33 protein-coding genes and 1 tRNA gene are annotated in these 24,938 nt (G+C 63.2%); 20 read left to right on the top strand and 14 right to left on the bottom strand.

All coding sequences use genetic code 11. From position 1 onward, the window contains the following. Window positions 1–300: 300 nt before the first annotated feature. Genes HL671_RS20370 through HL671_RS20345 form a run of 6 tightly spaced genes read left to right on the top strand, consistent with a single transcriptional unit; the run spans window position 301 to window position 6,409 of the window. On the top strand, window positions 301–1,611 hold the full coding sequence (locus HL671_RS20370) for an ABC transporter substrate-binding protein (protein WP_246579758.1): 1,311 nt from the start codon (window positions 301–303) through the stop codon (window positions 1,609–1,611). A 24-nt stretch (window positions 1,612–1,635) separates the two neighbouring features. Further along, on the top strand, window positions 1,636–2,367 hold the full coding sequence (locus tag HL671_RS20365) for an ABC transporter ATP-binding protein (protein WP_012045198.1): 732 nt from the start codon (window positions 1,636–1,638) through the stop codon (window positions 2,365–2,367). Continuing rightward, on the top strand, window positions 2,354–3,052 hold the full coding sequence (locus HL671_RS20360; protein WP_041750870.1) for an ABC transporter ATP-binding protein: 699 nt from the start codon (window positions 2,354–2,356) through the stop codon (window positions 3,050–3,052). The genes HL671_RS20365 and HL671_RS20360 overlap by 14 nt, the downstream gene beginning before the upstream one ends. Before the next feature lie 17 nt (window positions 3,053–3,069). After that, window positions 3,070–3,936, top strand: coding sequence for a branched-chain amino acid ABC transporter permease (locus tag HL671_RS20355; protein ID WP_172238007.1), 867 nt, complete (start codon window positions 3,070–3,072; stop codon window positions 3,934–3,936). Window positions 3,937–3,938: 2 nt separating this feature from the next. Beyond that, on the top strand, window positions 3,939–4,934 hold the full coding sequence (locus tag HL671_RS20350) for a branched-chain amino acid ABC transporter permease (protein WP_172238004.1): 996 nt from the start codon (window positions 3,939–3,941) through the stop codon (window positions 4,932–4,934). Between the two features lie 17 nt (window positions 4,935–4,951). Then, entirely contained in the window at window positions 4,952–6,409 is a 1,458-nt protein-coding gene (locus HL671_RS20345; RefSeq protein WP_172238001.1) for an amidase, read from the top strand. 130 nt (window positions 6,410–6,539) lie between these two features. Here the strand turns inward: HL671_RS20345 and HL671_RS20340 are convergent. Then, window positions 6,540–6,626 (bottom strand) — tRNA-Leu (locus tag HL671_RS20340). Window positions 6,627–6,844: 218 nt separating this feature from the next. On the opposite strand from HL671_RS20340, the gene HL671_RS20335 reads away from it, so the two are divergent. Next, window positions 6,845–7,882 (top strand): P63C domain-containing protein, encoded by a 1,038-nt coding sequence (locus HL671_RS20335; RefSeq protein ID WP_172237998.1) that lies wholly within the window; start codon window positions 6,845–6,847, stop codon window positions 7,880–7,882. 85 nt (window positions 7,883–7,967) lie between these two features. Here the strand turns inward: HL671_RS20335 and HL671_RS20330 are convergent, their stop codons facing one another. The 12 genes from HL671_RS20330 to HL671_RS20275 all read right to left on the bottom strand — a co-directional run bounded on the left by HL671_RS20330 (window position 7,968) and on the right by HL671_RS20275 (window position 16,400). Then, window positions 7,968–9,101, bottom strand: a complete 1,134-nt coding sequence (locus tag HL671_RS20330; protein ID WP_172237995.1) for a site-specific integrase — start codon at window positions 9,099–9,101, stop codon at window positions 7,968–7,970. A 258-nt stretch (window positions 9,102–9,359) separates the two neighbouring features. Continuing rightward, on the bottom strand, window positions 9,360–9,734 hold the full coding sequence (locus HL671_RS20325; protein WP_172237992.1) for an HNH endonuclease: 375 nt from the start codon (window positions 9,732–9,734) through the stop codon (window positions 9,360–9,362). A 133-nt stretch (window positions 9,735–9,867) separates the two neighbouring features. Then, complete coding sequence (locus HL671_RS20320) at window positions 9,868–10,584, bottom strand: exonuclease domain-containing protein (RefSeq protein ID WP_172237989.1); 717 nt, start codon at window positions 10,582–10,584, stop codon at window positions 9,868–9,870. After that, a complete protein-coding gene (locus tag HL671_RS20315) occupies window positions 10,574–11,488 on the bottom strand; it encodes a hypothetical protein (protein WP_172237986.1) in 915 nt (304 codons plus the stop codon). Before HL671_RS20315 ends, HL671_RS20320 begins: the two co-directional genes overlap by 11 nt. Further along, window positions 11,485–12,087, bottom strand: a complete 603-nt coding sequence (locus HL671_RS20310; protein ID WP_172237983.1) for a J domain-containing protein — start codon at window positions 12,085–12,087, stop codon at window positions 11,485–11,487. The genes HL671_RS20315 and HL671_RS20310 overlap by 4 nt, the downstream gene beginning before the upstream one ends. Further along, window positions 12,084–12,803: a lambda exonuclease family protein gene (locus HL671_RS20305; RefSeq protein WP_210263982.1), complete on the bottom strand. Its 720-nt coding sequence runs from the start codon at window positions 12,801–12,803 to the stop codon at window positions 12,084–12,086. Before HL671_RS20305 ends, HL671_RS20310 begins: the two co-directional genes overlap by 4 nt. 10 nt (window positions 12,804–12,813) lie before the next feature. Continuing rightward, window positions 12,814–13,800, bottom strand: a complete 987-nt coding sequence (locus HL671_RS20300) for a hypothetical protein (protein ID WP_172237980.1) — start codon at window positions 13,798–13,800, stop codon at window positions 12,814–12,816. Then, window positions 13,797–14,630, bottom strand: coding sequence for an ERF family protein (locus HL671_RS20295; protein ID WP_172237977.1), 834 nt, complete (start codon window positions 14,628–14,630; stop codon window positions 13,797–13,799). The genes HL671_RS20300 and HL671_RS20295 overlap by 4 nt, the downstream gene beginning before the upstream one ends. Further along, window positions 14,617–14,952 carry a hypothetical protein gene (locus tag HL671_RS20290; RefSeq protein ID WP_172237974.1) on the bottom strand — a complete coding sequence of 112 codons (336 nt, stop codon included), beginning with the start codon at window positions 14,950–14,952 and terminating at the stop codon, window positions 14,617–14,619. Before HL671_RS20290 ends, HL671_RS20295 begins: the two co-directional genes overlap by 14 nt. 103 nt (window positions 14,953–15,055) lie before the next feature. Then, window positions 15,056–15,244: a hypothetical protein gene (locus tag HL671_RS20285; RefSeq protein WP_172237971.1), complete on the bottom strand. Its 189-nt coding sequence runs from the start codon at window positions 15,242–15,244 to the stop codon at window positions 15,056–15,058. After that, on the bottom strand, window positions 15,241–16,020 hold the full coding sequence (locus HL671_RS20280) for a methyltransferase (protein ID WP_172237968.1): 780 nt from the start codon (window positions 16,018–16,020) through the stop codon (window positions 15,241–15,243). Before HL671_RS20280 ends, HL671_RS20285 begins: the two co-directional genes overlap by 4 nt. Continuing rightward, window positions 16,020–16,400 (bottom strand): hypothetical protein, encoded by a 381-nt coding sequence (locus tag HL671_RS20275; RefSeq protein WP_172237965.1) that lies wholly within the window; start codon window positions 16,398–16,400, stop codon window positions 16,020–16,022. The genes HL671_RS20280 and HL671_RS20275 overlap by 1 nt, the downstream gene beginning before the upstream one ends. A 581-nt stretch (window positions 16,401–16,981) precedes the next feature. On the opposite strand from HL671_RS20275, the gene HL671_RS20270 reads away from it, so the two are divergent. Next, window positions 16,982–17,167: a hypothetical protein gene (locus HL671_RS20270; protein ID WP_172237962.1), complete on the top strand. Its 186-nt coding sequence runs from the start codon at window positions 16,982–16,984 to the stop codon at window positions 17,165–17,167. On the opposite strand, the gene HL671_RS20265 is transcribed toward HL671_RS20270, so the two are convergent. Further along, window positions 17,142–17,990 carry a S24 family peptidase gene (locus HL671_RS20265; protein ID WP_172237959.1) on the bottom strand — a complete coding sequence of 283 codons (849 nt, stop codon included), beginning with the start codon at window positions 17,988–17,990 and terminating at the stop codon, window positions 17,142–17,144. The two genes, HL671_RS20270 and HL671_RS20265, sit on opposite strands and share 26 nt — an antisense overlap. Before the next feature lie 52 nt (window positions 17,991–18,042). Between HL671_RS20265 and HL671_RS20260 the strand changes: the two genes are divergently transcribed. The 12 genes from HL671_RS20260 to HL671_RS20210 all read left to right on the top strand — a co-directional run bounded on the left by HL671_RS20260 (window position 18,043) and on the right by HL671_RS20210 (window position 24,921). Further along, window positions 18,043–18,285: a hypothetical protein gene (locus HL671_RS20260; protein ID WP_172237956.1), complete on the top strand. Its 243-nt coding sequence runs from the start codon at window positions 18,043–18,045 to the stop codon at window positions 18,283–18,285. A gap of 57 nt (window positions 18,286–18,342) precedes the next feature. Next, window positions 18,343–18,867 carry a hypothetical protein gene (locus HL671_RS20255; protein WP_172237953.1) on the top strand — a complete coding sequence of 175 codons (525 nt, stop codon included), beginning with the start codon at window positions 18,343–18,345 and terminating at the stop codon, window positions 18,865–18,867. 71 nt (window positions 18,868–18,938) lie between these two features. Beyond that, the gene (locus HL671_RS20250) at window positions 18,939–19,376 is read left to right on the top strand and encodes a GcrA family cell cycle regulator (protein WP_172237950.1); all 438 of its coding nucleotides are present in this window, start codon (window positions 18,939–18,941) and stop codon (window positions 19,374–19,376) included. After that, window positions 19,373–19,801: a hypothetical protein gene (locus HL671_RS20245; protein ID WP_172237947.1), complete on the top strand. Its 429-nt coding sequence runs from the start codon at window positions 19,373–19,375 to the stop codon at window positions 19,799–19,801. The genes HL671_RS20250 and HL671_RS20245 overlap by 4 nt, the downstream gene beginning before the upstream one ends. Further along, the gene (locus tag HL671_RS20240) at window positions 19,798–19,959 is read left to right on the top strand and encodes a hypothetical protein (protein WP_172237944.1); all 162 of its coding nucleotides are present in this window, start codon (window positions 19,798–19,800) and stop codon (window positions 19,957–19,959) included. The genes HL671_RS20245 and HL671_RS20240 overlap by 4 nt, the downstream gene beginning before the upstream one ends. Continuing rightward, the gene (locus HL671_RS20235; protein WP_172237941.1) at window positions 19,956–20,558 is read left to right on the top strand and encodes an MT-A70 family methyltransferase; all 603 of its coding nucleotides are present in this window, start codon (window positions 19,956–19,958) and stop codon (window positions 20,556–20,558) included. The genes HL671_RS20240 and HL671_RS20235 overlap by 4 nt, the downstream gene beginning before the upstream one ends. Before the next feature lie 12 nt (window positions 20,559–20,570). Next, a complete protein-coding gene (locus HL671_RS20230; RefSeq protein ID WP_172237938.1) occupies window positions 20,571–21,125 on the top strand; it encodes a hypothetical protein in 555 nt (184 codons plus the stop codon). Between the two features lie 3 nt (window positions 21,126–21,128). Continuing rightward, window positions 21,129–21,665: a hypothetical protein gene (locus tag HL671_RS20225; RefSeq protein WP_172237935.1), complete on the top strand. Its 537-nt coding sequence runs from the start codon at window positions 21,129–21,131 to the stop codon at window positions 21,663–21,665. Between the two features lie 16 nt (window positions 21,666–21,681). Further along, window positions 21,682–22,176 (top strand): hypothetical protein, encoded by a 495-nt coding sequence (locus HL671_RS20220; RefSeq protein WP_172237932.1) that lies wholly within the window; start codon window positions 21,682–21,684, stop codon window positions 22,174–22,176. Beyond that, window positions 22,173–23,045 carry a phosphoadenosine phosphosulfate reductase domain-containing protein gene (locus HL671_RS20215; protein ID WP_172237929.1) on the top strand — a complete coding sequence of 291 codons (873 nt, stop codon included), beginning with the start codon at window positions 22,173–22,175 and terminating at the stop codon, window positions 23,043–23,045. Before HL671_RS20220 ends, HL671_RS20215 begins: the two co-directional genes overlap by 4 nt. Further along, window positions 23,011–23,190 (top strand): hypothetical protein, encoded by a 180-nt coding sequence (locus HL671_RS38020; protein ID WP_210263981.1) that lies wholly within the window; start codon window positions 23,011–23,013, stop codon window positions 23,188–23,190. The genes HL671_RS20215 and HL671_RS38020 overlap by 35 nt, the downstream gene beginning before the upstream one ends. A 183-nt stretch (window positions 23,191–23,373) precedes the next feature. Then, window positions 23,374–24,921: a bifunctional DNA primase/helicase gene (locus HL671_RS20210; RefSeq protein ID WP_312010727.1), complete on the top strand. Its 1,548-nt coding sequence runs from the start codon at window positions 23,374–23,376 to the stop codon at window positions 24,919–24,921. The last annotated feature ends 17 nt before the right edge of the window (window positions 24,922–24,938 follow it).

Here is a 24,938-nt window from a genome sequence, read left to right as displayed (position 1 = left end):
CTCGACCGCAAAACATGATGTGCGCGGCCCCGCGCTCCATGCCTGCTGCCGTGCGCGCCTCTCCCCACGGGCCATCGCCGCTTCGATCGGCTCCTGGAGGATTTTTCGCTGATGCAGCGATCCGTTGCCGATTTCGGATAACACGTCTGTGTGGTCCGTTCATAACTTCGTCATCTTGAGAGCATGCGTATGGCGCGGCCGCCCAGGGGCGAGCCGCGACCGGGAAAGCGCGTCTGTCAAGCCGGGGCGCCGGCGAGCTTGCATTCGACCAGATCTCTGGGGAGAACATCCGTGGGTGATATGATCAAGTCTTCGACGAAGGTGGGCCGCCGCATGAGCCGCCGGCAGTTGCTCAAGGCGGCGGGTGCGCTCGGGCTCGCCGGCTCGGGCAGCGTGACGTTCGCCAACATTGCCAATGCCGCCTCGAGCACGATCAAGATCGGCTGGGTGGGGTGCTTGTCAGGCATTCGTGCGCCGTTTGCGGAGCCGGATCCCTGGATTCAGGAGCGCATGAAGACCTATCTCAAGGATGGTCTCAAGATCGGCGGCAAGACCTACAATGTCGAACTTGTGATCAGGGACAATCAGTCGGAGCCGAACCGATCTGCGACTGTGGCGAGCGAGCTCGTGCTCAGAGAGAAGTGCGATCTCATTCTCGTGCAGGATGGCGATGCGCAGATCCCGGTCGGAGAACTTGCCGACGCGCGTGGTGTTCCGGCGATCTCCACGATGTTGCCCTGGCAGGCCTGGATGTTTCCCCGCAAGTCGACGCCGGACAAGGGTTTTCCCTACACGTTCCACTTCTTCTGGGGGGCAGATGATGTTGTGAAGAACTTCATCGGCATGTGGCAGTCCGTGGAGACCAACAAGAAAGTTGGAACGCTGTACATCGACAATTCGCCCGGTGTGGCCTTTGCAGATCCAAGCGAGGGTCTGCCAGCGGGACTCGCGCAAGCCGGATATCGCGAAGTTCCGGCAGGCCTCTACAAATTGACGACCGATGATTTCTCCAATCAGATCTCGGCGCTCAAGAATGAAGGCGTCGATATCGTATCCGGATTTGCCTATGGCCCGCATTGGGTGACGCTGTGGAATCAGGCGGCGCAGGCCGGTTTCAAGCCGCAGATCTGCACGATCGCTGCGGCGTTTCTGTTCCCCAGCGCGGTCAATGCCCTGGGCGACCGGGGCGACGGAATGTCGACCGAGGTCTGGTGGACGCCGGCCTATCCGTTCAAGTCGTCCCTGACCGGGCAGAGCGCCGCCGAGCTCGCCGCCGATTGGGAGAAGACGACCGGACGGCAATGGACGCAGCCGATCGGCTACGCGCATGCGCTCTGGGAGGTCGGGATCGCCGCGCTTCGCAACAGCGATCCGAAGGACAAAAAATCTCTGCGCGATGCGATCGCCGGCCTCGACCTGCAGACCGTGGTTGGTCCCGTCAACTTCAAGGACAGCCCGATCAAGAATGTTGCCGTGACCTCGCTGGCCGGCGGTCAGTGGCGCAAGGCGAAGACAGGCAAGGCGCCATATGAATTGCTGATCGTCCATAACGGGACGGCGCCGTTCATTCCCAAACAGTCGGATCTCACTCTGCTGTCAAAGCTCTCGTAAGCGGCCGGCGGCAGAGCGCGATACATGGTCGAAGTGTTGAACGTCAGTTCGCTGAGCAAGAGCTTCGGCGCCATCAAGGTCGCAGACGATCTCAGTTTTCAGCTCGAACTGGGGGAATGTCTCGGCGTGATCGGTCCGAACGGGGCCGGAAAGAGCACGCTGCTGAACCTGATCGTGGGCTTGATCCGACCTGACTCGGGTCGCATCATCCTCGACGGCAGCGACATCACCGGGCTGCGGCCGCACCTTCGGGCGCGTCGCGGCATCGGCCGGGCTTTTCAGATCCCGCAGCCTTTCCCGCATCTGACCGTCTACGAAAACGTTCTCGCAGCAGCCACCTTTGCCGGCGGAATGCACGAGGATGCTGCTGCGGAAGCGGCCATCGAGGTGCTGCAACTGACGGCGCTGTTCGCCAAGGCGGAACTGCTGGCTGGCGGGCTGCCATTGATTGATCGCAAGCGGCTTGAATTCGCCAAGGCGTTGGCATCCCAGCCGCGGCTCATCCTGCTGGATGAAATCGCGGCCGGCTTGACGGAGCCGGAGGTCGCGCGTCTCACCGAGGTGATCGGCGGGGTCAAGGCCGGTTACGCCATGATCTGGATCGAGCACATCCCGCACGCACTGCGCGCGGTGGCGGACCGCATTCTCGTGCTCGATTTCGGTCGCAAGGTGCTCGAAGGCGCGCCGGGCGAGGTCATGGACAGTCCCGCGGTCAGGCGGATCTATATGGGGTTTGCGGCTGATGACGTTGCTTGAAGTGTCAGGGCTGAACGTCTTTCACGGTGATCTCCAGGCCATCTTCGATCTTGACCTTCGCGTCGGCGAAGGTGAGGTGGTTGCGCTTGTCGGTGCGAATGGCGCCGGCAAGACAACGATGATGCGCGCGCTTGTCGGCCTGATTGCCAGCAAGCAGGGACGAATCCGCTTCGATGGCGCCGAGATTTCCGCTGCATCCGCCGAGGACATCGCGCGCGCAGGACTCTGCATGGTGCCCGAAGGGCGCATGTTGTTCGACAGCCTCACCGTGTTGGAAAATCTGATGATGGGGCAGGTGCTCAGGCGCCGCGGGTATTGGACCTTGGAGCGGGTCTTCGAACTGTTTCCGATCCTGGCCGAGCGGCGTAGCGCGATGCCGCGTCACCTCTCGGGCGGCCAGCAACAGATGGTCGCGATCGGCAGGGCGCTGATCTGCAACCCGCGGCTCCTGCTGTGTGATGAGATTTCGCTCGGGTTGGCACCGCTCATGGTCGAGCAGATTTATGCGGCATTCGCGCAGATCGGCAAGCAGGGCACGGCCCTTGTGCTGGTCGAGCAGGATGTGAAGCGCGCCTCCGCCGCCGCTGACAGGCTTTATTGCCTGCTCAAGGGCAGGATTTCGCTGGAGACCGCCGCAGGTGCCGTGAGGGTCGAGGATCTGACACGCGCCTATTTCGGCGCTTGAGAGCGGGGCAGGTTGGCATGGCGTGGATCGAAACCGTGGTGAACGGTCTGCTATTGGGTGGCCTTTACGGCTTGATCGGAATCGGGCTTGCCCTCGTCTTTGGAGTCATGCGGGTGGTCGACGGCGCCCAAGGCGAGTTCATGGTGATGGCAGCCTTCTTCGCGGTGATCGTCTTAGCGGCGGCACCGGATCTTCACCCACTGATCATTTTTGGCCTCGCCATCCTATTCTCCTTCTGTATCGGCTATGTGTATCAGAGCTGGATCGTCAATCGATCCATGCAGTCTTCGGATCCGCTCGCGCCGCTGCTACTCACCTTCGGGGTGTCGATCATCCTGCGCAGCGTGATGGTGGAGGTGTTCGGCGCCGATCTGCGCGGGCTGCAGCTCGGCTCGCTGTCGCGCGCCAGCATCGCGATCTTCAATATCAACATCGGTGTCATGCCGCTGCTGACGCTCGCCACCTCGATCGTGCTGTTTCTGCTCCTGCAATGGATGCTGAAACGAACGTCATTCGGCCGGATCATTCGCGCAACAGCCGATCGCCGCGACATCGTTCGACTGTTCGGCGTGAGGCCCGACCGGGTGTACGCCTGCGTGATGGCGATGTCTGTGGCGCTCAGCGCAATCGCCGGCCTCTTTCTCGCAGCGCGCGCGAGCTTCACGCCGTTTTCCGGCGTCGAACGCTTGCTCATTGCGTTCGAGGTCGTGGTGCTGGGCGGCATCGGCTCGTTCTGGGGGCCGTTGATCGGTGGTCTTGCGCTGGGCGTCACGCAGCTCGTCGGTCTCAAATGGGATCCCAATGCTGGCCTGCTTTATTGTCACTTGCTGTTCTTCATCATGATCCTGATCCGCCCGTCCGGGCTGGTGGCGAGCCGGAGCTGACGATGCATCTCCGTCTGGTATCCGGTGTCGTCGCGTCGATCCTGCTCAGCGCCGGTGCACCCTTCGTGCTCGGCGACGGCGCGCTGCGCCTGTGGACAGAGGCTCTGCTCATTCTCACGATGGCGCAGATGTGGAACCTGCTCGCGGGCTATGCGGGTCTTGTCTCGTTCGGCCATCAGGTTTTCGTGGCGGCCGGTGCTTACGCTCTGTTCCTCGCAGCTGAGGCGTTGAACGTCTCGCCCTATTGGGTGTTGCCCTTGGCCCCGCTGGCGGCCGCGTTCCTGGCAGCGCTGGTCGCGCTGCCGCTGTTTCGGTTGCGCGATGCCTATTTCTCAATTGGGATTTGGGTGTTTTCCGAGATCGTCGCCACTCTCGTCACGAAGTCATCCCTGACCGGCGCGACGGCCGGCCTGCCGCTCAAGACCAGCAGCCTGATGGACCTCGACTGGTTCGAGCCGACGCTGTTCTGGATTGCGAGCGTGCAGGCGCTGGCGGCGACGGCGGGGCTCTTGCTGTTGATGCGATCGGAATTCGGTCTCGGGATCATGAGCGTGCGCGACAATGACGTTGCGGCCATGAGCGTCGGCGTCGACGTCCAGCGCAATCGTCTCATCGTCTTCGTCATCTCGGCTGCCGGATGCGGCGCGGCGGGCGCCGTCAACTTTCTCAGCAATCTCTATCTCAGTCCCGCTTCGGCGTTCGACGTCAGCTGGGTCGTCAATATGATGTTCATCGTCGTGATCGGCGGCATTGGAACGTTGGAGGGGCCGATCATCGGCACGCTGCTGTTCTTCGCGCTGCGCGAGATCGTCACCGGTCAGCTCGGACTGTCGGGAGGCTGGTATCTCGTTGCCCTGGGGAGCGTCGCGGTGGGCACGATGCTGTGGTCGCCGCGCGGCCTCTGGCCGGCGCTGAGTGCGCGCTGGGGCCTGCGTTTCATGAGCGTCGAACGCAAGGCTCCGCGCCTTGCGCTGCAGGACAAACCGAACAACGACTGACCAGGGAATCCCGGATTATGACGAACACGCATTATCTCAGCGCGACGGCGCAGTTGAAGATGCTGGCGGAGCGGCGCATCAGTGCGACCGAACTCCTGGACCTGCATCTCGACCGCGTGCAGCGGCTCAATCCGGAGTGCAATGTGGTGGTTGCACTCGATGAGGAGGGCGCGCGGCGTAGCGCGCGCGCCGCCGACGAGGCCATCGCCCGAAACCCGACCGCCGGGCGTCTGCTTGGTCTGCCGATGACGATCAAGGACTCGTTCGCGGTGACGGGAATGGCGGTGACCTGTGGCATGGAGGAATTTCGCGACTACCGGCCGCAGCGGGACGCTGCGGCGGTGGCGCGGATCCGGGCGAACGGAGCGGTCATCTTCGGCAAGACCAATGTCCCGGCCGCGGCCAAGGACCATCAATCCTACAACACGCTGTTTGGATTGAGCCGCAATCCGTGGGATCTGACGCGCACCGTGGGCGGCTCGTCCGGTGGCTCGGCTGCGGCCTTGGCTGCAGGCTTCACCCCGCTGGAACTCGGCAGCGACATCGGCGGGTCGATCCGCGTCCCGTCTCATTTCTGCGGCGTCTATGGACACAAGTCGAGCTACGGTCTGATCGATATCGCAGGACACCTTCCGCCCCCGCCTGGACATGTTGCGCCATCCGGGCTCTCCGTGGTCGGACCTCTCGCGCGCAGCGCCGAGGATCTGGAGCTGCTGTTCGACATCCTGCTCGGACCTGCGGAGATCGAGCGCGCAGGAGCCGAGCTGCGATTGCCGGCCCCGCGTCACGACGACCTGAAAAGTTTCAGGGTCGGGGTGTGGACGGACGCCTTTCCGCTCGATCCCGGTTATGCTGCGGCGATCGACCAGCTTGTCGGCCGTCTCAGGCGCTGCGGAGTTCAGGTCGATGAAGCGGCCCGGCCGGCCATCGACGCTGCAGCCAGCCACCGGGCCTACATTCAGACCCTGTTCGGGATCATCGGGGCCGGCCTTCCGCCCTCGGCCAAGGAGGCCCTGTTCGCGGAAGGGGATGCGGCCGAAGCCGGCAGCTATCCGCGCCAGGTGGCCGATGCCATTCGGCAGCCGTTGCAGAGCTATCTCGCGATCAGGGAGGAGCGCCATCGGCTCCGCCAGGCGTGGAGCTATTTCTTTGCCGATTACGACATCCTGATCTGCCCGGTGACGCCGACTGTGGCGTTCCCGCATGACGTCGAGCGCTCCGATTTCGCGGCCCAGTTCGTCCGCACCTTGGCGGTGGGCGATCGCCGGATCCCCTATCTCGACAATCTGGCATGGCCGGGCCTCGCCACGGTCGCCTATCTGCCGGCGACCGCGATGCCCACTGGCGCGCTGGTCGGTTCGGTGCCGGCAGGCGTCCAGATCATCGGACCGTTCCTGGGCGACCGCACCACTTTGCGGTTTGCCCGTCTGGTCGAACGCGAGCTCGGCTCCTTCCAGGCACCGCCCGGCTATTAGCCGGTATGGCGGACGATCCGGCCGGGTGACTTCATCGTCTGTCTCATCAGACGACCGGCCGGCGCACGCCGTGCAGCCGTCGACGCTGCAGCAATCTCGCATCATGCACAGGATGAAACGGCGAGGGCCTTGGTGCGGGCGGTGGGACTCGAACCCACACGACGTTGCCATCGAGGGATTTTAAGTCCCTTGCGTCTACCAATTCCGCCACGTCCGCGCTTTGATTTCGCTACCCTTTTCCGTCCGCCAGGGCAAGCGTTAGACGGGAGATGGCCAGCGTTAGACAAATGTCGTTCCGTTATCGTTCGCTGTTGCCACTCACGATCGTCGATCAGACTAACCACCATCCACAGCCTATTATGCTTAGCACGTGGATGCTTGCCATTTTTTGTGCTAAGCATTAAGATGCTCATCTGCTAAGCATTGGAGATGGGCATGAGCAAGGAGAGCGCAGGCAGAAAGGGTGGAGCGAGGCGGGCAGAGATCTTGCCGCCGTCGCGCCGATCTGAAATCGCGCGAGGCGCAGCCATGAAGCGCTGGGCAGATGAAGGAAAACCGCCGGTATTATTGTTCGCCAAGTATGGTGCGCAGGATCGACCTCTACGAATAGGGGAGATCGAGATCCCATGTTACGTTCTCGCGGATGGGACGCGCGTTCTCGCATTGCGTGGTCTGTATGCCGGCATCGGATTGTCCCTCGGCGGCGGCAGAAGCGGCGAGCGCAAAATCGTCGATTTGATGTCTAGTTTAGCAGGAAAAGGGATAGATATCAGAGGGTTAATCGCGCGCGTGAATTCGCCAATTCGGTTCATCCCGCCCCATGGTGGCAATCCTGCGGACGGTTATGAGGCGACGATTCTTCCCGACATTTGCGCCGTTCTGATTGACGCCCATCAGCAAGGTAAGCTTGGCAAGTACCGCGAGCATCTGGCCACCCGTGCTGCAATTTTACAGCACGGCTTTGCAACTGTCGGCATCATCGCGCTGGTCGATGAAGCGACCGGCTATCAAGATTTTAGACAGCGCGATGCGCTCGCAAGAATCTTGGAGAAGTTCGTTGCAAAGGAACTCCGCCCGTGGGTCAAGACCTTTCCATCAGACTTCTATAAGCAGATTTATCGGCTCAATAATTGGCCGTACACTGAGAACGCGGGAAGGCCCGGCGTGATTGGTCATTGGACGAATAACATTGTCTACAAGCGTCTCGCGCCGGGTGTTTGGGAGGAGCTAAAGCGTCTAACACCGCGCTACCCTGGCGGCGATTACAAGAACAAGCTCTTCCAGCGATTGACGGAGGATATTGGCCATCCGAAGCTCAGAGAGCATTTGGCTGCAGTTCTCATGCTCATGAAGTACTCACCGAACTGGAAAGTATTCATGGACAGATTGGACAGAGAATTTCCGCAATGGGGTAGCAATCTGATGCTACCGTTCCCCGATGACTACGACCCACCGAAAGAGTCCCCCACCTGAGGCCGCGTTGCATGTTCTCCGTTGCACATGGTTCTTGAGTTTGTCGCTCAGGAACATGTCCGGAAAACTGAGCGGCAAAGAAACGTCATTTCTGCCGCTGCTCGTTCAACCGCTTGAACGCCCGGACCACGTTGTCCTCGCGCGACACATGCCGGGTATAGTGGGTTCCCATGCGTTGAGATCTGTCTCCGAGTAGGTCGGCGATCTCGGCGTCCGTCGCGCCGTTGCGCTTCCACCAAGCCGCGTATGAGACGCGGAGGCCGTGCAGGGTGGTGCCGGCGCCGATCATGCCCTCGCGCTCCTTCTCGCGCAGCCAATGGCTTACGGTGGCCTGCATGAGCTTCTCGGAGCTCCACGGCGTGCCGTCGGCGCGCGTCGCGATCCTGGTCGACGTGCGGGGCAGGGTGCCGAGATAGGCCTGCATCTGCTCGAGCGCGGGGATGAAGGTCGGCTCGTGGTTCTTCCGGGTCACGAGCTGCACGGCCATGCCGGTCGTTGCATGCGGCAGGTATTGCCGCCAGCCCACCTCGACGATGCTCTGGCCGCGGAGCCCGCCGAAGCGGGCCAGCACCAGGACCGTCTTGATCTCCGTCGGCGCAGCCGCGAAGGCGGTCTCGAACTCGGCTTGGAGCCATTCGCGGTTCGCGTTCGGATCGGCGTCGTGGATCTTTCGCATGCCCAGGCAGGGATTGCTCCCCATCTTCCCGCGCTCGACTGCGCTGGAGAACATGGAGGAGAGCGCCGAGATCATCTTGTCGGCGAAGCGCGTCTTCTTCTGGTGCGCGCACTTGTCCCGCAGCTCGTACAGCTCGGGCGTGGTGAAGCCGGCAAGCGGCTCGTCGAAGATATCCCGGAGCCAGCGGAAAGCCTTGAGATAGTCGGTGCGCGTCGCGGTCGAGAGCTTGGCCCATTTCGGGAAACCGCCCTCGATGAAGCCGGCCGGGTCGATGTCCTTCGAGTCCCGGTCGATATCCCCGTTCGTGAACCAATGCACGAGGCGTCCCAGCGTGCCGTCGGCGAAGGCGGCGGCGGTGCGCTTGGGCAGGCGGGGCTTGTTGTAGAGCTGCAGGAAGGTCGGCGAGGCCAGTTCGCGGTCGAGGTCAGCCCGATCGCCGGAGAAGGCTCTGATCAGGGCCTCGCCGGTTGCGCGACGGTAGACGTACCATTTTCCTCGCCTCTGGTAGACTTTGAGGCCTTCCAGCCTAGCCGCCACCACCACCAATCCGCTCCGCCAAGCTTTTGCGCCGTGTGAGCGCGGAGCCTGCTCGGTTGGGATCGAGGCTGTCAAGCCACTCGTCCAAGCGAATGCGGAGCCAACGTCGGCCGTGCGAGGATTTCGTGAATTCGATTGGGCAGACAGGGCAAATCTCCTTGAAACTGTCAACGCTCAGGCCACAATAAGCAGCGGCCTGGTCAAGGCGCAGTGCGGCGGCCCAGTAGGGAGGACCGGGCTTATTTCGGCCACTCTCTGGATCAGTCATCGCCGCACGACCTGTCCGTTCATCTTCCGCTTCCAGCCGCTCTTCTTCGATCCGGGCATCGGCGGCCCCTTGCTGGCCTTGAGCCCGCAATGCCCGCGCGCGACGCGGTCGGCTTTCGCCATGCGCGGGTTGTCCTCGCTCACCGTCTTGATGTCGGCGCATGTGAAGCACCACACGCCGCAATTCTCCAAGGTGGGCTCGCCGCCCAGGCCGTCAGGTACAAGGTGTTCGAAGATGGTGCCGGTTCGCGCATTGAGCTCGATCCCGCAGTTCTCACAGTGAGGCGTGCCGTCGCGCATGCAGCGCTTCAGCGCGAGTCCCTTCACCTTCTGCGAGAACTCCCGTCGCTTGTGTCCGTGCGGCGCCACCATGCGCGTTGACCTTTTTTGATAGCTTAACGGCCATGGCCGACATCACGATCGTTCCGCCGATCACCACGTAGAGCAGTCCAAACACATGCCAGACGCCCTGCCAGAATGTTGCGCTCCCCCACACGATGCGCTCCTATCGGTCGTCGGAGCGCCGACGAGCCAGCCAATGGCGAGCGGTGAACTTCACCTCGTCGTCCATGTCGGACTTGCTGACGATCCAATCGAGGTAATCGCCTGGCACCTGCGACCAGGGCAGGCCCTTGTGCTTGCCGAAGCCGATGTTGCCCGGCAGCAGAGAGGGCTCGTTGCTCCACCTGATCAACTGCTCGGCGCTCTCCATCACCAGGGCCCGCGCGAGAATGTGCGCCGTCACATAGGTGTCGGGGCCGGCGCGGTGCGGCGGCATTGCCAGGTGAGCCTCAAAGTCGTACTGCCCGTCGATGCCGAGGAAATAGCGGAGAGTCTGGTTTTGGTGGTTCGGCGCGTCCGGCCAGAGCCGCATCGCGATCTTGCGCGTGCAGATCCAGGGCTTGCCGCCGCCGTCGAACAGATCGCGCTCGAACTTCGCGTTGTGCGCGGCGAACACGTCGGGCTCACCGTGGCCGTTGGCCTGCATCAAGGATCGTAGGCCGAGATCGACCGGAGGGGCGTCCTTCACGTCGCGATCGCGGATGTGATGGATGGCGCGCGCCTCGGGCGCGATCTCTCGTTCGGGGTTGACGAACATTGCACCGGGCTCGAGGATGGTCGGCTTGCCGCCGCGGTGCAGGACGTCGGTGCGGCCGATCTGGCAGATGGCGCAGTCGGGTGGCAGGTTCGTCGTTTCAAAATCGATAACCCTAAGCAGCATCCTGCTCTCCTATCAGCGCCGTCAGTGGCAGACCCTTCAGCTTGGTGATCTCGGCCTCGAACTCGGCCGCCTTGAGCTTTCCCCTGTCGCGCTTGACCGTCAGGGTCGCGACGCGGCGCATCCACTCGCGCTCCAGAGCGTTCGGGGTGGCGTTGCCGTTCGGAGGGCAGCCCATCATCTGCAGGGCCTGCTGGTCGCGGCTCATCACCGACAGGGCGCGGGTGGTCGATCCGGTTAGGGTGGTGATGTAGACGTCGCGCCAGTCGTCGCTGAGCAGCGACGCCTCCTCGATAATGTCAGCGCCAGCGGGGGTACGAGTGTGGGGACCGGAATCCCCCGCTGGCGCATCCGTCCGGTCGTTGTCAGGACCCTCATGTGGAACGCCGGACGAATTGGGAACTTGTGAGGAGAGCGTCGAGCTGTCGACGCCGATCAAGCCGGCGACGTAGTCGAGCACGTCCTGCTTCGATTTCTGGAAGTCGTCGCGGTTCATCGCGCCGGGGCCGTGCATCTTCTGGCTCTTCGCCGTCGCGACGGTCACCACGCTGCCCTGGACCACCACCACCGCGGACTCGTCGAGCTGGCCGGCGAGCGCGGCGACGGCGTAGGCCTGCTCGACGGTCTCGCAGACGATGTTGCGCTTGTTGCACCAGCCCGTCTTGATCAGCGCGAACTTGCGCAGGTGCTCGGAGTCGGGATGCTGCGCGCTCAGATGCTCCGGCAGGTTCTTCCACGCCTCATTGACGGCTGCGAAGTAATGCGCCTGGGACTTCGTCGACCGCGGCTCGAAGAGTTCGATCTGATAGGTCTTGCCCTCTTCGAACAGGCGATCGAACAGCCACTTCTGTCGCGGGACCAGCACGCCGTCCTTGCGTGTCACGTCAATGGGGCGGGGCGCGCTCACGACGCGATCTCCCGTAAGGCGGTGTCGCGCGCGGTGTTGAGCTCGGCCATGGCCTCGGTACTGCCGCCGCGGTCTGGATGGCGCTCGCGAGAAAGTGCCTTGTACGCGGTCTCAATGTGAGAGCGCGTCACGTTCGGCACGTCATTCAGCTGCAGGGTGTCGCGCCAATGCTTGCCGGCCGGCGCGGGCAGCGCCTGGAATCCAGAGAATGTCGCGCGCACCAGCGCGAGCGTCCCGTGGCGCAGCTCGACGCGGCGCGCCTCAATGATGTGATGGATGGCCTGCAGGTTGGCCGCCGGCGAGTCGTAGCGGTCGACCGGAATGCACACCTGCATTCCATCCCAGGCGAACCAGACGGCAACGCCGGGATCGGACGGCCGTTTGCCGCGATCGTTCGAGAGCGGGTTCATGTCGATGTTGCTCGACAAGATTGGGCTCTCGATCTTCTTCCCGCTGTCCTTCGCGAACAAGTCGAGGCTCTTGCGGACGTTCCGCAGCGCCGTGTCGAAGTCGGTCTTGAACGCGCCGCCGGAACGCCCCCCTTTCCAGCGCGGGAAACCCGGCGGCCATTGCAGAGGGAAGGCCTTGACGTCGGTCATGCTAGCCCCACCAGCTTTGCAGAGGCCTCGAGGTCGCGCAGCAGGCTCGGCTGCACAGAGGCCGAGGACTGGCCACGGCGTTCGATGTATTGCCGGCGAAGCTCGGCGACGTCCGCATCGACCTCGGCCAAGAACGTCTTGACCATGGCTTCAGTCTCGGCGATGCGCCGGTCATCGCGCCACACGCGCTTGACGAACAGCTGCATCGAGGTAGGGAAATCCGGATGGAAGGACGCGAAATCCCACCACTTCCGATCCGGCAGGCAGGCGAGATTCCAGGTGATCTGCGGCAGGTACTCGCTCGGGACCACGTCGGCGCGCAGATAGGCGAGATGCGTTGCCGCCTTCGGGCATTTGAACTCGGCGCCGCCGTCGTCGCCGACCAGGCCGTCTGCCGAAGCGCCGGCCATCGGGATGGTCGGATGGTCAGCGAATCCGATCTGCTCGACCGTGCAGCGGAAGCGCAACTCGTATTCGGCCCGCGCGTCCGGCTCCCGTAGCTTGCCGGTCTCGATGTCCTTCGACGTGAAGCCCGGCTCGGTCGGCACGCCGGTCAGGCGCTCCAGCACCAGCTCGGCCTTGTAGTTGGCGCGCGTGGCGGAGAAGCCACCGGATTTGACTTTGGCGCAGACGTCGGGGATGCGCGACGCCGTGACCTTGCCCAGGCGCAGAGCGTGCCACTCAGGTGAACCCTGCTCGACTCGATGGATTGCCATTGGGGCCCCCTCAGTAAGCGATGGTGACGGCAGGAATTTTTTTCTGGGCGATCAGGGCAACCACCTTCTGCGCGTCGGCAGTGGTCAAGCCGCCCTCGACCATCGCAGCGACCGCGGCGTTGTTGACCTTGCGACGGAGCGCCGTGTTGCGCTCGCGCGCGGCCGCCTCGTCGGCGAGGCGCTTGGCTTCGGCCGCCGCGCGGGCGCGCTCCGCGTCGATCGCGGCCAGGCGATCGCGCTCGGCTCGCTCGACGGCTTCTTTCGCCTCGCGCTCCGCTTGTTCGGCACGGGCAACGGCGGCTTGCCGCTCTTGCTCGGCGCGCTGCTGCTCGGCCGCCGCCTCGGCGCGCGCACGGTCCGCGGCGTCGCGGGCGATTGCCTCCTCACGGTCGCGCTGGTCGCGGGCGGCTTTCTCCGCACGCAACTGTTCCAGCTCGGCGGCCTCCGCCTCGCGCTTGGTCGCGATCTCGAGCGCCTTGCGCAGGATGGCCTCGGCGGATGCCGCGGCCTGGTTGGCGCGCTCGCCGTATTCCTGCCAGTCGCGCTGCATGGTGTCGCGGATCGTCGCCAGCCGGGCGCGGCAGTCGGCCGAGTCCGGGACTGTGGCGAAGGTCGCCGTTGCGATGATGGCGGCGAGCGCGTCCTCGTGCCCCTGCACGCGGGCCTTCTCGGTGTTCTCCCAATCGGTCAACGGCTTGCGGACTTGCTCCTGCAGCGCTTCGAGACGGTCCCAGATGATGGCGCGTGTTTCGTCGATCGCCTTGGCCTGCTTCTTCAGCCCGGCGACGTGTTCCTTGCCGAGGGCGTCGAGCCCCGTCTTCGATCTCGCGATCTGGAACGCGAGCGATCGAATGGCGGTGCGGCCCGCTTCCGTCGAGACATCCGTGGTCGCGATGGCGCGCACGTCCGTCTCGAGCTTGGTGATGATCTTCTCGACACCATCAGGCGCGAACAGCTTCTCGGCGGTGATGGTGTCGATGTTGACAATCGCGTTCATAGCGGCGGCCTCATGGACTCGAGCTTCTCCATCGCGCTCTTGAAATCCGACTGCGTCAGCTCTGCGAGCGAGTTCTTTTTGTAGCGCTGGTAGACCTTGACGGGGTCGGCGCCGACTTCTGCGATCAGCGCCTCCATCCGCTCCATCTGCAGGGCGGTGATGGTGCCCGTCTCGGCAGACGAACCGCGGCCGTCGTCGTCGTTCGACGCAGCGAGGCCGAGCGCAGCCTTCAACGTGTAGCGCTCCAGGTAGGTGACAGCAGAGGCGATGCGCTGCAGGTTGTTCATGCCGCTGGTGTTCTGATCGGGACCGGACGATAGCGGCGTCTCTTCGCGATAGCCGTGGCCGGTGATGACGCAGGTCACGGTTATCAGCATCGATCCGTTGACCATCTCCTGGTGGGTCTTGAATCGGTGGGACAGACCGTGCTTGTGGAGGATCGGCCGGATGGTCTCGACGATCTCGGCCAGATCCTCGTGGCGATAGCTGGTGTCCTTGCCGCCGTTCTTGGCTTCGAAATGAACCAGCCTGTTCTTTGTGATCGTCGGAATCTCGGCCTGCGCCTCGGCGAGCGCCGCATCGAATGCCCGGCGCGCGGCGATTGCCTCCATCCGCTCGTACAGGTCGAGCATGTTCTTCAAGTCCTCGCCGGTCTTCCCTGCGTCCATCGCCTGCTTGAGGATCATCATGTTGCTGGTGATGACCTGCTGCGCGGCCTGGGTCTGCGTCGGCGGCTGGATCGAAGGGGAGGCGACAGGCACAGCAACAGCCGACGCCTTCACGCGCTGCCGCGGCTTCTCGCCAGTCGGCTCGTGATCAATGATTGTCATTGGCGGTGTTCTTCTGCTTCTGGACGGACTCGATTGCGTGGCACAGTCCCTCGTTGAGGAAGGCGGTTTGCGCGGCGATCTCGTGCAGGGTCAGGAAGGCCGAGCGAATGCCGGCGAGGCGCTCGTTCTCGACCGCGATCTGCAGGGCCTGCACCGCGTCGAGATAGCGGTCGGCCAGCGCGCGATACTCGGGCACCGAGAACGACATGTTGCGGATGGCCTGCAGCTCGGCCTTGATCGCGGGCGAGACGCGAACGACCGGCTCGGGATCGTGATCGCCGACCTGGACGACGAGCGGCGACGTGTGGCTGTGATGGTTCATGGCGTTGCCCCTGCGAGCGTCAAGACGATGATGGGGAAGGCGAACGCGATGAGCGCCGCCACGGCGAAGTCGATCAGTTGACCGTTTGCGACGTCCCGATCGATCATGACGTCACCTGGTCGGACACGGCGTCGAGCGCGGCGACGACGCGGTGGTTGGTGTTGAGGATGCTGCGAAGGTCGACCGTGACATCGTCGCGCTCGGCAACGAGGACGATGAGGCCGAGCAGGCCTTCGACCACGCCGGTCAGTTCATCGATCCGCTCATAGGCGGCGGCGAGTTCAGCCGTCATCGCATTCGCTCCGAGAAAGACACCACAACCGTGTTCACGCCGGTCCCGCTCTCGCGAAAGGAGTCAGCGGGGAGGGCGGTGATGGTGCCGCCGCGCGCGTGGACTAATGCGCGGAAGCTTTCCGTCAGCCGATCTCGCCGGAACAGCACGCCAGCCGACATGATCGCGACCAGCTGGCCGCCGGGTTTCAAGAACTTCGCGGCGTGCATGACGTGACGAATGTCCGCCTGTCCCGCGAACGGCGGGTTCATCAGCACGGCGTCGAACGGTTCGTAGTCGCGAGGATCCTCGTCGAGGAAGTCGGCGCACTCCGCGTGTAAACCTAGCGCGCGCAGAGCAACCACATGCTTCGGCTGAATATCGAAGCAGGTGATGTCGGCCCAGCTGCAGCTCTCGTCATCTGCCTGGGCAGCATCGCGCGCGGCCGTTGCGAGGGCGCCCATCCCGGCGCTCGGCTCAAGCAACCGCATGCCCGTATGCGTGAAGGTGATGCGCTCGGCTAGGCGACGGGCGAGGGCCAGCGGTGTGAAGAACACTCCAAAGTCCTGCTTCGTGCGCTGGTACTCGCCGGTCAGGATGATCGGCTCCATGACGTCGGCCGCAGCCTCGTCGAAGACGTGGGCTTTGGCCTTCCGATTCCATTTGCCGCCGGCAGCCTCAAGAACCTTGTTGACGGCCGAGTACATCTGACGATCGAGCTGTTCGGTCAGCACCAGCTGATTACCCGACATCTGGCAGCCCGAGAGAACAGCGAGAACGTCCGTGCTGATCTTCATCACGCCGCCTCCGCCGGCACGATGAAGACCGGCAGCGCGTCCCAGCGCTCGACCATCTTCTCGGAGACTTCGCCGTCTCGCATCAGCTCTTCGAAGGTGTCGGCGAATAGCGCGCGGGCCTCGGCCGTGGTCTCGTGCCAGCGCAGCTGGGCGGCGTGGAGGGCTCGCCGCTTGGCGAGACCATCGGGCATCTGATTGATGCGGGCGATTGCGTCCTGGTAGGTCTGCATCTGACCCTTGGTCGCGCCCTTGAAATATCGATAGGCGGACGCCTCGCAGGACTCGGCACGGTCGTGGTGTTCGAAGGCGGTCTCGAACCGGCGCCAGTAGCCTTTCCGGATATTCAACATCCGGGTGTTGTGAGCTTCGTCAGTGATCATTTGCGGTCCCCATGAACAGCAAGTGACCTGAAATTAATTCAGGAAATTGTCGTGGTCAACAGAAAGATTGAAAAATATTCAGGATTGGCTGCGTTGAAATTCAGGGATAATTCCGGAAAAAGACGAATCACCTGAATTTCGGCCCTGTTGGCCGACGGCGCTGGGCCTGCTCGGAGGTTCCCGCCAGCCCGGTCGGTCATAGACGGAACGATAGGCGCTCGGCAGCCGAAATGGGCCGGGCGGCGCATCACGGCGCCGGCAGTCTCGTCATCGGGCGAGAACGTGAGCGACCAGACGGACGACCCGACCGAACCGCCACCGGTGGCAACCGGAGCGACCCAACCGCGACACTACGTACCCCAATTCTTGGTGCGCCCGGCCTTCAAGCGGGCGAGGGCGGCTGGCCCCCGACATCGGGCATCGCGGGGAAATCTGGTTTGAAGTTTTGCCTGCCCGAGATCCGGTGCTCCCTCGCCATCGGATCGTGCCTAGCGGAGAAGTGATTTTTCTCTCTAGGGGGTAGAGCGGGTGCGGGACTGTGCCCGAACGAAGCAGGGGGCGAGAGCAGCGGAGCGCGGCAGATGAGGATTCATCGGGACGAGATGGCGCGGCGGGCGGCGGAAGCCGAGCGGGTCTGGCTGAAGGAAAACGGCCTCTGGGCGCGCGGCACCGCGATCTTCAAGCCAAAGAAGCGGTCGCCGGCAGCCTGGGCGAGATGGCGCAAGAAGAACGCGCGTCGATTCAGTAGGGCGGGCCAGACCACATGACCCGATGGACTTCCTTGACCAGCTTGCGCGGGAAAGAGATGGTCTTCTGCGGGTTGAACTGGCAGACCTTCAGCTCTCGCTCATTCATCGATACGAGGCGCTTAATGTAGGCAATGCGGGTCATGTCGTTGTCGGACGAGAGTTGGATCACCACGTCGTCGCCCGGTCGCGGCGGCAGATGGGGATTGACGCAGCAGATGTAGCCGGGGCGAAAAACTGGCTCCATAGACTCGCCCACCACGTAAACTGCATAGGCCTCGGGCACTTCAGCGAGGCGTGGCGGCGCTTCCACGTAGCCTACGACATCGCTGCTTTCGACCGAGAACGACAGTGCGCCCTCTTTGCCGCCCATAATCCTGCCTCGGATTGGCAACTCGACTCTCCGCAACTCAACCGGGGAACCGTGCCGCACATTTGGCGGAGGTGCAAGGATACTGTTGCTGATTTGGGGCTGTGTTATGAACGCAGCGTTATCAGAGGTTTCCGGGGCGCCCCGGAGCCAGGCCTCCGACACTCCTGCAACCGCAGCGATATCGCTGAACACCGATCCGCGGGGGTGGTCGACCCCTCCCGACACGTATTTGTAGAAGCTATTGACCATCCGCTCGGCGAGTTCTTCTCGCTCGGCCTCACTCATTGTGGGGTTATCACGGGCTGCCTGTCGCGCGGCAACCTCGCGCGCCGCGGCCGCAGTGCGGATGCCCCGGTCCTTCAGGGCTTTCCTCAATCGGAGGCCCCATTCATACGCCGGCGCCTTGGCTGCCGGACTTCGTTTTTCGGTCGTTGCCATAGCTGCAACGTAGCTTTCCTGAAAAAAATTCATACGGAATGAAATTCCGATTGTGCCCTGAAATTAATTCAGGCATCTTCCGGCTATGACCAAGACCAGAACGATTCGGGAATTGATCACTGCCGGCGGCGGCCCCCAGGCCATCGCTGATGCCTGCAGCGAAGCGTCAGTTCGTGGCGCCAAGAAGCTCACGGTCGATGCTGTCTATCGCTGGCCAAGCAATGGCATTCCAGATCGCTACTGGCAGGTCATCATTCCACTGGCTGAGACCTGCGCGGACGAACTGCTCGCCGCCAACGAAGCCGCAAGAGCGGAGAAGGTGTCGTGACGTCGGCGCCGCAAATCGCATTTCGCAAGTTCCTGTTTCGATAGGGGAGTGTTCCGCATGGCCAGAGCATCGGCCTTAGCGCCGAAACCTGCAAATCTTGTAGGTGGCAAAACGTGCAGCAAGAACGCCGCAGGTGTTCAGCTGACGCGCCGCCTGTCGGACAAGGCCAATCGTCTTTTTGGCAAACCATACAGGGCTTTGGTCGATCTTCTTGATATCTCCGAGCGTGACGCCCACTACCGGCTGTCCGCTCGCCGCAAGTACACAGCCCTCGAGCTGGCCCAGCTGCTGCAGAGCGAGGAGGGCATCGCCTTCCTGGTGGTGCTGATGGATCGAGCCCGGCCGAGGTGGTGGCGGGCGATCCTGAAGATGGGCGTTCTCGGATCGATTGAGCAGCGCCGGCAAGCCGATCTCCAACTCATGCGCCGAGTCTTCGATGCCGACCGATCTGCCACGGACGAGTTTGCGGCTGCCTTTCGCGTTCAGGATCCGGACATCTATGGCGCTCTTCTTTCGGAGTTCAATGAGATGCCCGAGCTTGGCGCGAGTCATCGCGCCTTGGACGGAGCGCGCAAGAGATAGGGAGCGGCAGGCGTCGTAGCCGCTTCTTCGAGACCACGTTTCGAGCATCACGCTTTTTGAGAGAGTGACAGATGACCATCAACACGCCGTTTGCGTGGACGGAGCAGCGCGTCCAGAGACTGAAGCAACTGTTCGTGGCCGGCCAGACCTGCACCCAGATCGGCGCCGATCTCGGAATCAGCCGCAGTGCGGTCATCGGCAAGATATCCCGTCTCGGGCTCAACAAGGGGGGATCCGACGCATCGAGAACCAGGTCCGCGTCGATCCGGCAGAGCAGGCCGAAGGCCGCGCCCGCCCAGATCGCCAACGCTCCGGAGGATTGCCCGGCTGTGAGCGTGAACGTCGGTCACATGGCGCTGATTGGCCTGCAGAACGGGCAGTGCCGATTTGAATGCAGCGGGCAGCCGAATGTCGCGTTGTTCAGGTTCTGCGGCGCCAAGGCGCCTGAAGGTCTGCCGTACTGCGCCAAGCACGCTTCTGTCTGCTACCGGAGAGACCGCGCAGCATGACCGCCCGGCACAAATGGCTTGAGCACATCCACAGTCCGACGGCCCGCGCGATCGTCAATCGCGTGATTACCGAGGCTAGACTTCATCCCGAGGAATTCTTTTCAGCCGCGCGCGAGCGGCCGCTCGTCAAGGCCAGGATGCACGCCGCGTCCCAGCTGGTAGCGGCCAAGTTCACGCCCTATCGGATCGGCTTCTTCCTCAAGCGCAACCATTCCACGATTGCTTACTACCTCGGAGCGGAGGGAACGAGCCGGTCGAGCAAGTACTACTACAGGCGGGTGCTGCGCCATCTGTCGCCGGATCATCGGCAGGCTGTCGTCGACTATGCGGCCTCCGAAGCTGTCTCTGTCGAGGTCCTGGTAGCGCAGTGGGTCGGCGAGCGCATCGAGCACGAGATCCGCGCCAAGGCGAGGGCTGCGGCGTGACCCCGACCGAAAAGCGCGAGCAGGACACCCGCGACGCGACGATCCTTGTGCTCTGGCGTAGCAAGCGAATGGACACCGTCGCGATCGCTGAGGCGATAGGGATCAGCGAGGCCGAGGTCTACAACCGGCTTCTGCACGCGCGGGAGGCCGCGCGGTGACGTCATCGTTTGCCCATCTCGGCAGCAAGTATCGCGTCATCGCGGCCGATCCAGCGTGGCTGTTCAAGTCCAACAGCAAGACCAAGCCCGGCCGCAACGCCCTGCGCCACTACGACTGCATGACGCTGCCGGAGATCAAGGCGCTGCCGGTGGGCGACGTCGCCGCGGATGATTGCGCGCTCTTCCTCTGGATGACCGGGCCGTTCATGACGGCCGGCGTTCACGTCGACATCTTCAAGGCGTGGGGTTTCAAGCCTTCCGGCGTCGGGTTCGTTTGGATCAAGCTAAACCCGAACGCACCGGGTCTGTTCTTCGTCGAGCGCGATCTAGCGACAGGCGGCGGCTTCACGACGCGCAAGAATGCCGAGTTTTGTCTGATCGGAAAGCGAGGCCGTTCGGTGCGGAAGTCTGCCGCCGTTCATGAAGTCATCATCGAGCCGCGCCGCCAGCACTCACGCAAGCCGGAGAAGTTCTACCAGCGAGTCCAGCAGTATTCCGACGGTCCTTATCTGGAGCTGTTCAGCCGCCAGAGCCGGCCGGGTTGGGATGTCGCCGTCAGCAACGAGGCGACGAAGTTCGATCCACGACAGGCAGCATAGGAGGCCACGAAGTTGAGTACCGCAGCAGCCGCGGCATCGCCGGCACCAACCCACAACCAGCTCGGCGACGACGCGGTCATCGCCGTCAACCTCGGCAAAATCCGCGACGCCAAGATCAAGGTCGACGCCGCGGGCAACAATCTCCGCACCGTCGAGAAGAACGCCGAGGGCAAGGGGATCAATCTGAAGGCCGCCAAGCGCGCGCTCGCCATCGTGAAGTCGGGCGAGGCAGACGAGTGGCTGGAGGAGACCAGCGCTACCACCCGCTATCTCAAGATCCTGCGCCACGGCGTCACGGACAACCAGCTTGATCTGGCGTTCGAGTCGACCTTGGCGCCGATCGAAGAGAAGGCCGCGCTCGACGGCCGCGCTATGGGGCTCGACACCTCGTCCGATGCAATCGAGGAGAAGAACCCGCACGCCCTCAACACTCGCGCCGGGCAGGCGTGGCTTACCGCGTTCCGCCAGGGCCGCCGGGAGCGCGACATCATCCTGTCGATGAAGGACGACATCGGCGAGGACGATGAGGCCAACGGCTCCGCCGACGAAGGCGACGAGGAGGATTGATCCGTGATCGTGGGAGGCTTCGACATCGCGACGACGACCGGTTGCGCCATCCTGAACGGATCGAAGCCGTTGCATGTCGAGGCTTTCCGCGCGCTGGGCGGGACCGATGACGGCAAGGTCTACACGACCTTCCGTCATTGGTTCCGCGACGTCCTCAAGCGCTTCGAAGTCGAGCGCATCGCGATCGAGGAAGCGCTTCGCACTCCGCGCGTCAACGCGACCAAGCTGAAAGAGGGCATCGTCGAGCTGTCGCCGGCTGCGAGCATGGACGTCTATCTGCGGCTCTATGGTCTGCGCGCGATCGCGATCCAGGCGGCGCACGGCCTCAACGTGCGAGTCATCGAAGTCAATCAGGCGACGTGGCGCAAGTCTTTCACCGGCAACGGCCACGCCACCAAGGAAGAATCGCTGGCGTTGGCCCAGCGCATCGTACCGGGCCTGACATCCAAAGACGCGGCCGAGGCGATCGGGATCGCCTGGCATCTGAACGGCGTGTTGCGTGAAGAGAGTTTGCGCGTCGCTCAACCGACGCTGTTTTGAAAGGTGACCAAGGGCCATGAGGGTGGAAGAGATCGGAAATTTCAGCGACGTGCTGTTCTTCATGGAGCGGCACGGCATCGCCAAAGAGGCGGCCAGCACGATCGCGACGCAGTTGTTTCAGTGGGGCGTCTCTGCGGCGATGGACCGCCTTCGGCCGACACTGCCCGCGCCGAATGATCTGCCGGCGATACCGGCGCAGAGCGCGCTGTTCGAAGAGCCGGTCAAGGCGGCCAAGCCCGCCAAGCCGAAAGAACCGAAGAAGGTCGCGCACTCATGGCCGGAGGGATTCTCTCTCGACGAAGCCATGATCGCCTTTGCGCGAGACCGCGGCTTTCGGGCTCAGGAGATCCAGCGGATGTGGGAGCGCTTCCGCGACCGCAACCAGGCGCGCGGCGAGAAGTACGCGGACTGGAAAGCAGCGTGGCGAACATGGGTCGGCAACCAGGTCGAGTTCCGTAGCCGCGACCAGGGCGCGCGCGGGCCGAACAACCATATCGACGGGCGGCTATGAGCACCATCCGTCCCAGCCAGAACCCGTATCTGATCGACGGCCCGGCGCTTATCTCGTTCAGCGGTGGTCGAACGTCGGGGTTTATGCTCGCCAAGATCGTCGAGGCCCATGGCGGGACATTGCCGGTTGACGTGTGTGTCGCGACCGCGAACACCGGCCGCGAGTTGGAAGAGACGCTGCGCTTCATCCAGCGCTGTAGCGAATTCTTCGGCGTGCACATCCAGCTGTTGGAATATGACCCGGAAGCGGAGCACAGCACCAGGCTGGTCAGCCACAATAGCGCCAGCCGCAACGGCGAGCCGTTCGATGCGCTGATCAAGGCGCGGAAGATGTTGCCGAACCCGGTGATCCGGTTCTGCACCATCGAGATGAAGATCCGCCGGTTCGATCGATATTGCCGTCACTGGCTCGGCTGGGATCGATGGATCAGCGTTGTCGGGCTGCGGGCGGATGAGATGCACCGCGTCGACAAGCAGCGGGTCAGGAATGCGCTTGGTAAGGATCGCTGGTTCACGGCGATGCCCTTGGCCGATGCCCGCGTCACAAAGCAGGACGTAAAGGCGTTCTGGGAACGGATGCCCTTCGACCTCGAGCTGGACAACGTGAACGGATCGACCCCCGAAGGGAATTGCGATCTCTGCTTTCTGAAGAGCCAAGCCAACATTCGCGGCATCATGCGCAGGCGGCCGGAGGTCGCAGAGTGGTGGATCCGCGCTGAGGCAAACGCACCCGGCTTTGGAACGATACGTTCGCCGGAGATGGCGCTGTTCCGTGCAGACCGGCCTAGTTACCAAGAAATGTTCAACAACCGCTTCGACCTCTTCGATGGGACAGATGATGAGCAATCAGACTGCGCCTGCACAGACTGACGGCAGCAAGCGGGAACGCGTCGTGAAGGCCGCGGTCGAGTGGGTCTTTGATCAATCGTGCTCTAACGCGCTCGCCGAGCTTGAGGACGCCGTTTGCGCTTTCATGGGAATCGATCTCGAGCAGGCGCGGCGGCCGAAGCAATGAAGAGCGCCAGCGAGATCCTCCGCGAGATGCGGATCGAAGAGAAGGCCGGGCGCAACGGCGAGTTCATGACGACGTGCCCGGCCTGCTCTCACCTTCGGAAGAAGAAACGGGACCGGTGCCTCTCGGTCAAGGTCGATAGCCTGGGCGTGCGCTGGCACTGCCATCATTGCGGAGACTTCAGCGGTGGAAAATACTTCAACGGCAGCGCGGACACTCGGACCGATTGGCGTGGCGGCCATGGAAAAGCGCGGGCTCAGTCCCGAGACCGCGGTCCAATTGGGCGTTTTTACCGGTAGGTTCGTCTACGGCGAGGAAGACGGCCGCCGCGTGATCGACGGCGTCGAGCCGGACGAGAACGGCAACGTCCTGGTGTTCCCCATGGAGGAGCACGGCGTCGAGGTCGGGCAGAAGTGGCGCGGTCCCAACAAGTTCTTCATGCAGCAGAAGGGCAGCAAGCAGGTCTTCATCAACGGCGACGTGATGAGCGACCCCTCGCTCTACGACGGTTCGAATGCGCTGACGATCGTCGAGGGCGAGCCGGACATGATCTCGGCCATCGACGCAGGCTTTCCCCTCACGGTCTCGGTGCCGTCGGGCGCGCCGAACCCGCCGAAAGAGAAGGGACCAGCGGACGAGCCAACCGACGACTCCAGCGGCAAGTTTGAATTCATGTGGCACCGGCGCGAGGAGCTGAAGAAGATTCGCCGGTTCATCATCGCTGTCGACAATGACCGCAATGGCCAGTATCTGGCCGAGGAGCTGGTTCGCCGGCTGGGCGCCGCGCGCTGCTCGTTCGTCACCTATCAGGAAGGCTGCAAAGACCTCAACGACGTCCTGATGAAGCACGGCCTCGACGCCGTGCGCGCCGTGCTCGCGCAGGCCAAGCCCTATCCGCTGAAGGGCATCTACCTGCTCTCCGACTATCCGGACCGGCCGCCCATCGACGTCTACTCGACTGGCTGGAAGACGGTCGACGAGATCTACACGCCGTTCCTGCCGTCGTTCACCGTGGTGACGGGGCTGCCGGGCTCCGGCAAGTCGACCTGGCTCACCAACCTCTGTGTCAATCTCTCGGAGCAGTACGGCTGGAAATGGGGCATGTTCTCGCCGGAGATGCCGATCGTGCCGCACTACCGGGACAAGCTGCGGCGGATCGTCGGCCGCCGGCCGGTCGAGCTGATGGGGCGCAACGAGCTGGCGGCTGCCGACTATTGGATCAACCAGCACTTCTCATTCATCGATTTCGACGTCGCGGGCGAGGACGACGCCGACCTGACGCTCGAATGGGTAATGGACCGCGCCTACGACGCGCTGATGCGGCACGGCATCAGAGGGCTGGTGATCGATCCATGGAACGAGATCGAGCACGGCAAGACCCGTCACGAGTCGACGACCGAATATTGCAACCGCGCACTGCGCATGCTGATCAAGTTCGGCCGCCGGCATGGTTTGGCAACCTACGTCCTGGCGCATCCTACGAAGGACGTCGGCAAGGACGGCAAAGCCCGGGTGCCGACGCTGTACGACATCGAGGGATCGGCGGCGTTCTTCAATAAGCCGGACTTCGGCATCGTGATCGATCGGCCCGACCCGAACGTCGACCGCACCCACGTCTACAGCCGGAAGGTCCGGTTCGAGGGCACCGGCAACAAGGGTAGTGTCATCCTGCAGTTCAATCGCGAGAACAGCCGCTACGAACTGCTCAAAGCGTATCAGCCGGAGCTGGTGTGATGATGAAATCGGAGGGT

The sequence above is a fragment of the Bradyrhizobium denitrificans genome, from assembly GCF_013179005.1.
Lineage (GTDB): Bacteria > Pseudomonadota > Alphaproteobacteria > Rhizobiales > Xanthobacteraceae > Bradyrhizobium > Bradyrhizobium denitrificans.
Note: the sequence above shows the minus strand (reverse complement) of the source record. Positions and strands in the feature narration are given on the sequence as shown.

Coding starts and splice junctions, on each gene's coding strand:
- HL671_RS20355 (WP_172238007.1), top strand. CDS start 3,070: ATGGCGTGGATCGAAACCGTGGTGAACGGTCTGCTATTGGGTGGCCTT.
- HL671_RS20245 (WP_172237947.1), top strand. CDS start 19,373: ATGACCGCCCGGCACAAATGGCTTGAGCACATCCACAGTCCGACGGCC.
- HL671_RS20250 (WP_172237950.1), top strand. CDS start 18,939: ATGACCATCAACACGCCGTTTGCGTGGACGGAGCAGCGCGTCCAGAGA.
- HL671_RS20365 (WP_012045198.1), top strand. CDS start 1,636: ATGGTCGAAGTGTTGAACGTCAGTTCGCTGAGCAAGAGCTTCGGCGCC.
- HL671_RS20335 (WP_172237998.1), top strand. CDS start 6,845: ATGAGCAAGGAGAGCGCAGGCAGAAAGGGTGGAGCGAGGCGGGCAGAG.
- HL671_RS20305 (WP_210263982.1), bottom strand. CDS start 12,803: ATGGCAATCCATCGAGTCGAGCAGGGTTCACCTGAGTGGCACGCTCTG.
- HL671_RS20360 (WP_041750870.1), top strand. CDS start 2,354: ATGACGTTGCTTGAAGTGTCAGGGCTGAACGTCTTTCACGGTGATCTC.
- HL671_RS20370 (WP_246579758.1), top strand. CDS start 301: ATGATCAAGTCTTCGACGAAGGTGGGCCGCCGCATGAGCCGCCGGCAG.
- HL671_RS20270 (WP_172237962.1), top strand. CDS start 16,982: ATGAGGATTCATCGGGACGAGATGGCGCGGCGGGCGGCGGAAGCCGAG.
- HL671_RS20280 (WP_172237968.1), bottom strand. CDS start 16,020: ATGAAGATCAGCACGGACGTTCTCGCTGTTCTCTCGGGCTGCCAGATG.
- HL671_RS20285 (WP_172237971.1), bottom strand. CDS start 15,244: ATGACGGCTGAACTCGCCGCCGCCTATGAGCGGATCGATGAACTGACC.
- HL671_RS20310 (WP_172237983.1), bottom strand. CDS start 12,087: ATGACCGACGTCAAGGCCTTCCCTCTGCAATGGCCGCCGGGTTTCCCG.
- HL671_RS20260 (WP_172237956.1), top strand. CDS start 18,043: ATGACCAAGACCAGAACGATTCGGGAATTGATCACTGCCGGCGGCGGC.
- HL671_RS20275 (WP_172237965.1), bottom strand. CDS start 16,400: ATGATCACTGACGAAGCTCACAACACCCGGATGTTGAATATCCGGAAA.
- HL671_RS20220 (WP_172237932.1), top strand. CDS start 21,682: ATGAGGGTGGAAGAGATCGGAAATTTCAGCGACGTGCTGTTCTTCATG.
- HL671_RS20325 (WP_172237992.1), bottom strand. CDS start 9,734: ATGGTGGCGCCGCACGGACACAAGCGACGGGAGTTCTCGCAGAAGGTG.
- HL671_RS20215 (WP_172237929.1), top strand. CDS start 22,173: ATGAGCACCATCCGTCCCAGCCAGAACCCGTATCTGATCGACGGCCCG.
- HL671_RS20265 (WP_172237959.1), bottom strand. CDS start 17,990: ATGAATTTTTTTCAGGAAAGCTACGTTGCAGCTATGGCAACGACCGAA.
- HL671_RS38020 (WP_210263981.1), top strand. CDS start 23,011: ATGATGAGCAATCAGACTGCGCCTGCACAGACTGACGGCAGCAAGCGG.
- HL671_RS20300 (WP_172237980.1), bottom strand. CDS start 13,800: ATGAACGCGATTGTCAACATCGACACCATCACCGCCGAGAAGCTGTTC.
- HL671_RS20255 (WP_172237953.1), top strand. CDS start 18,343: ATGGCCAGAGCATCGGCCTTAGCGCCGAAACCTGCAAATCTTGTAGGT.
- HL671_RS20345 (WP_172238001.1), top strand. CDS start 4,952: ATGACGAACACGCATTATCTCAGCGCGACGGCGCAGTTGAAGATGCTG.
- HL671_RS20295 (WP_172237977.1), bottom strand. CDS start 14,630: ATGACAATCATTGATCACGAGCCGACTGGCGAGAAGCCGCGGCAGCGC.
- HL671_RS20350 (WP_172238004.1), top strand. CDS start 3,939: ATGCATCTCCGTCTGGTATCCGGTGTCGTCGCGTCGATCCTGCTCAGC.
- HL671_RS20320 (WP_172237989.1), bottom strand. CDS start 10,584: ATGCTGCTTAGGGTTATCGATTTTGAAACGACGAACCTGCCACCCGAC.
- HL671_RS20290 (WP_172237974.1), bottom strand. CDS start 14,952: ATGAACCATCACAGCCACACGTCGCCGCTCGTCGTCCAGGTCGGCGAT.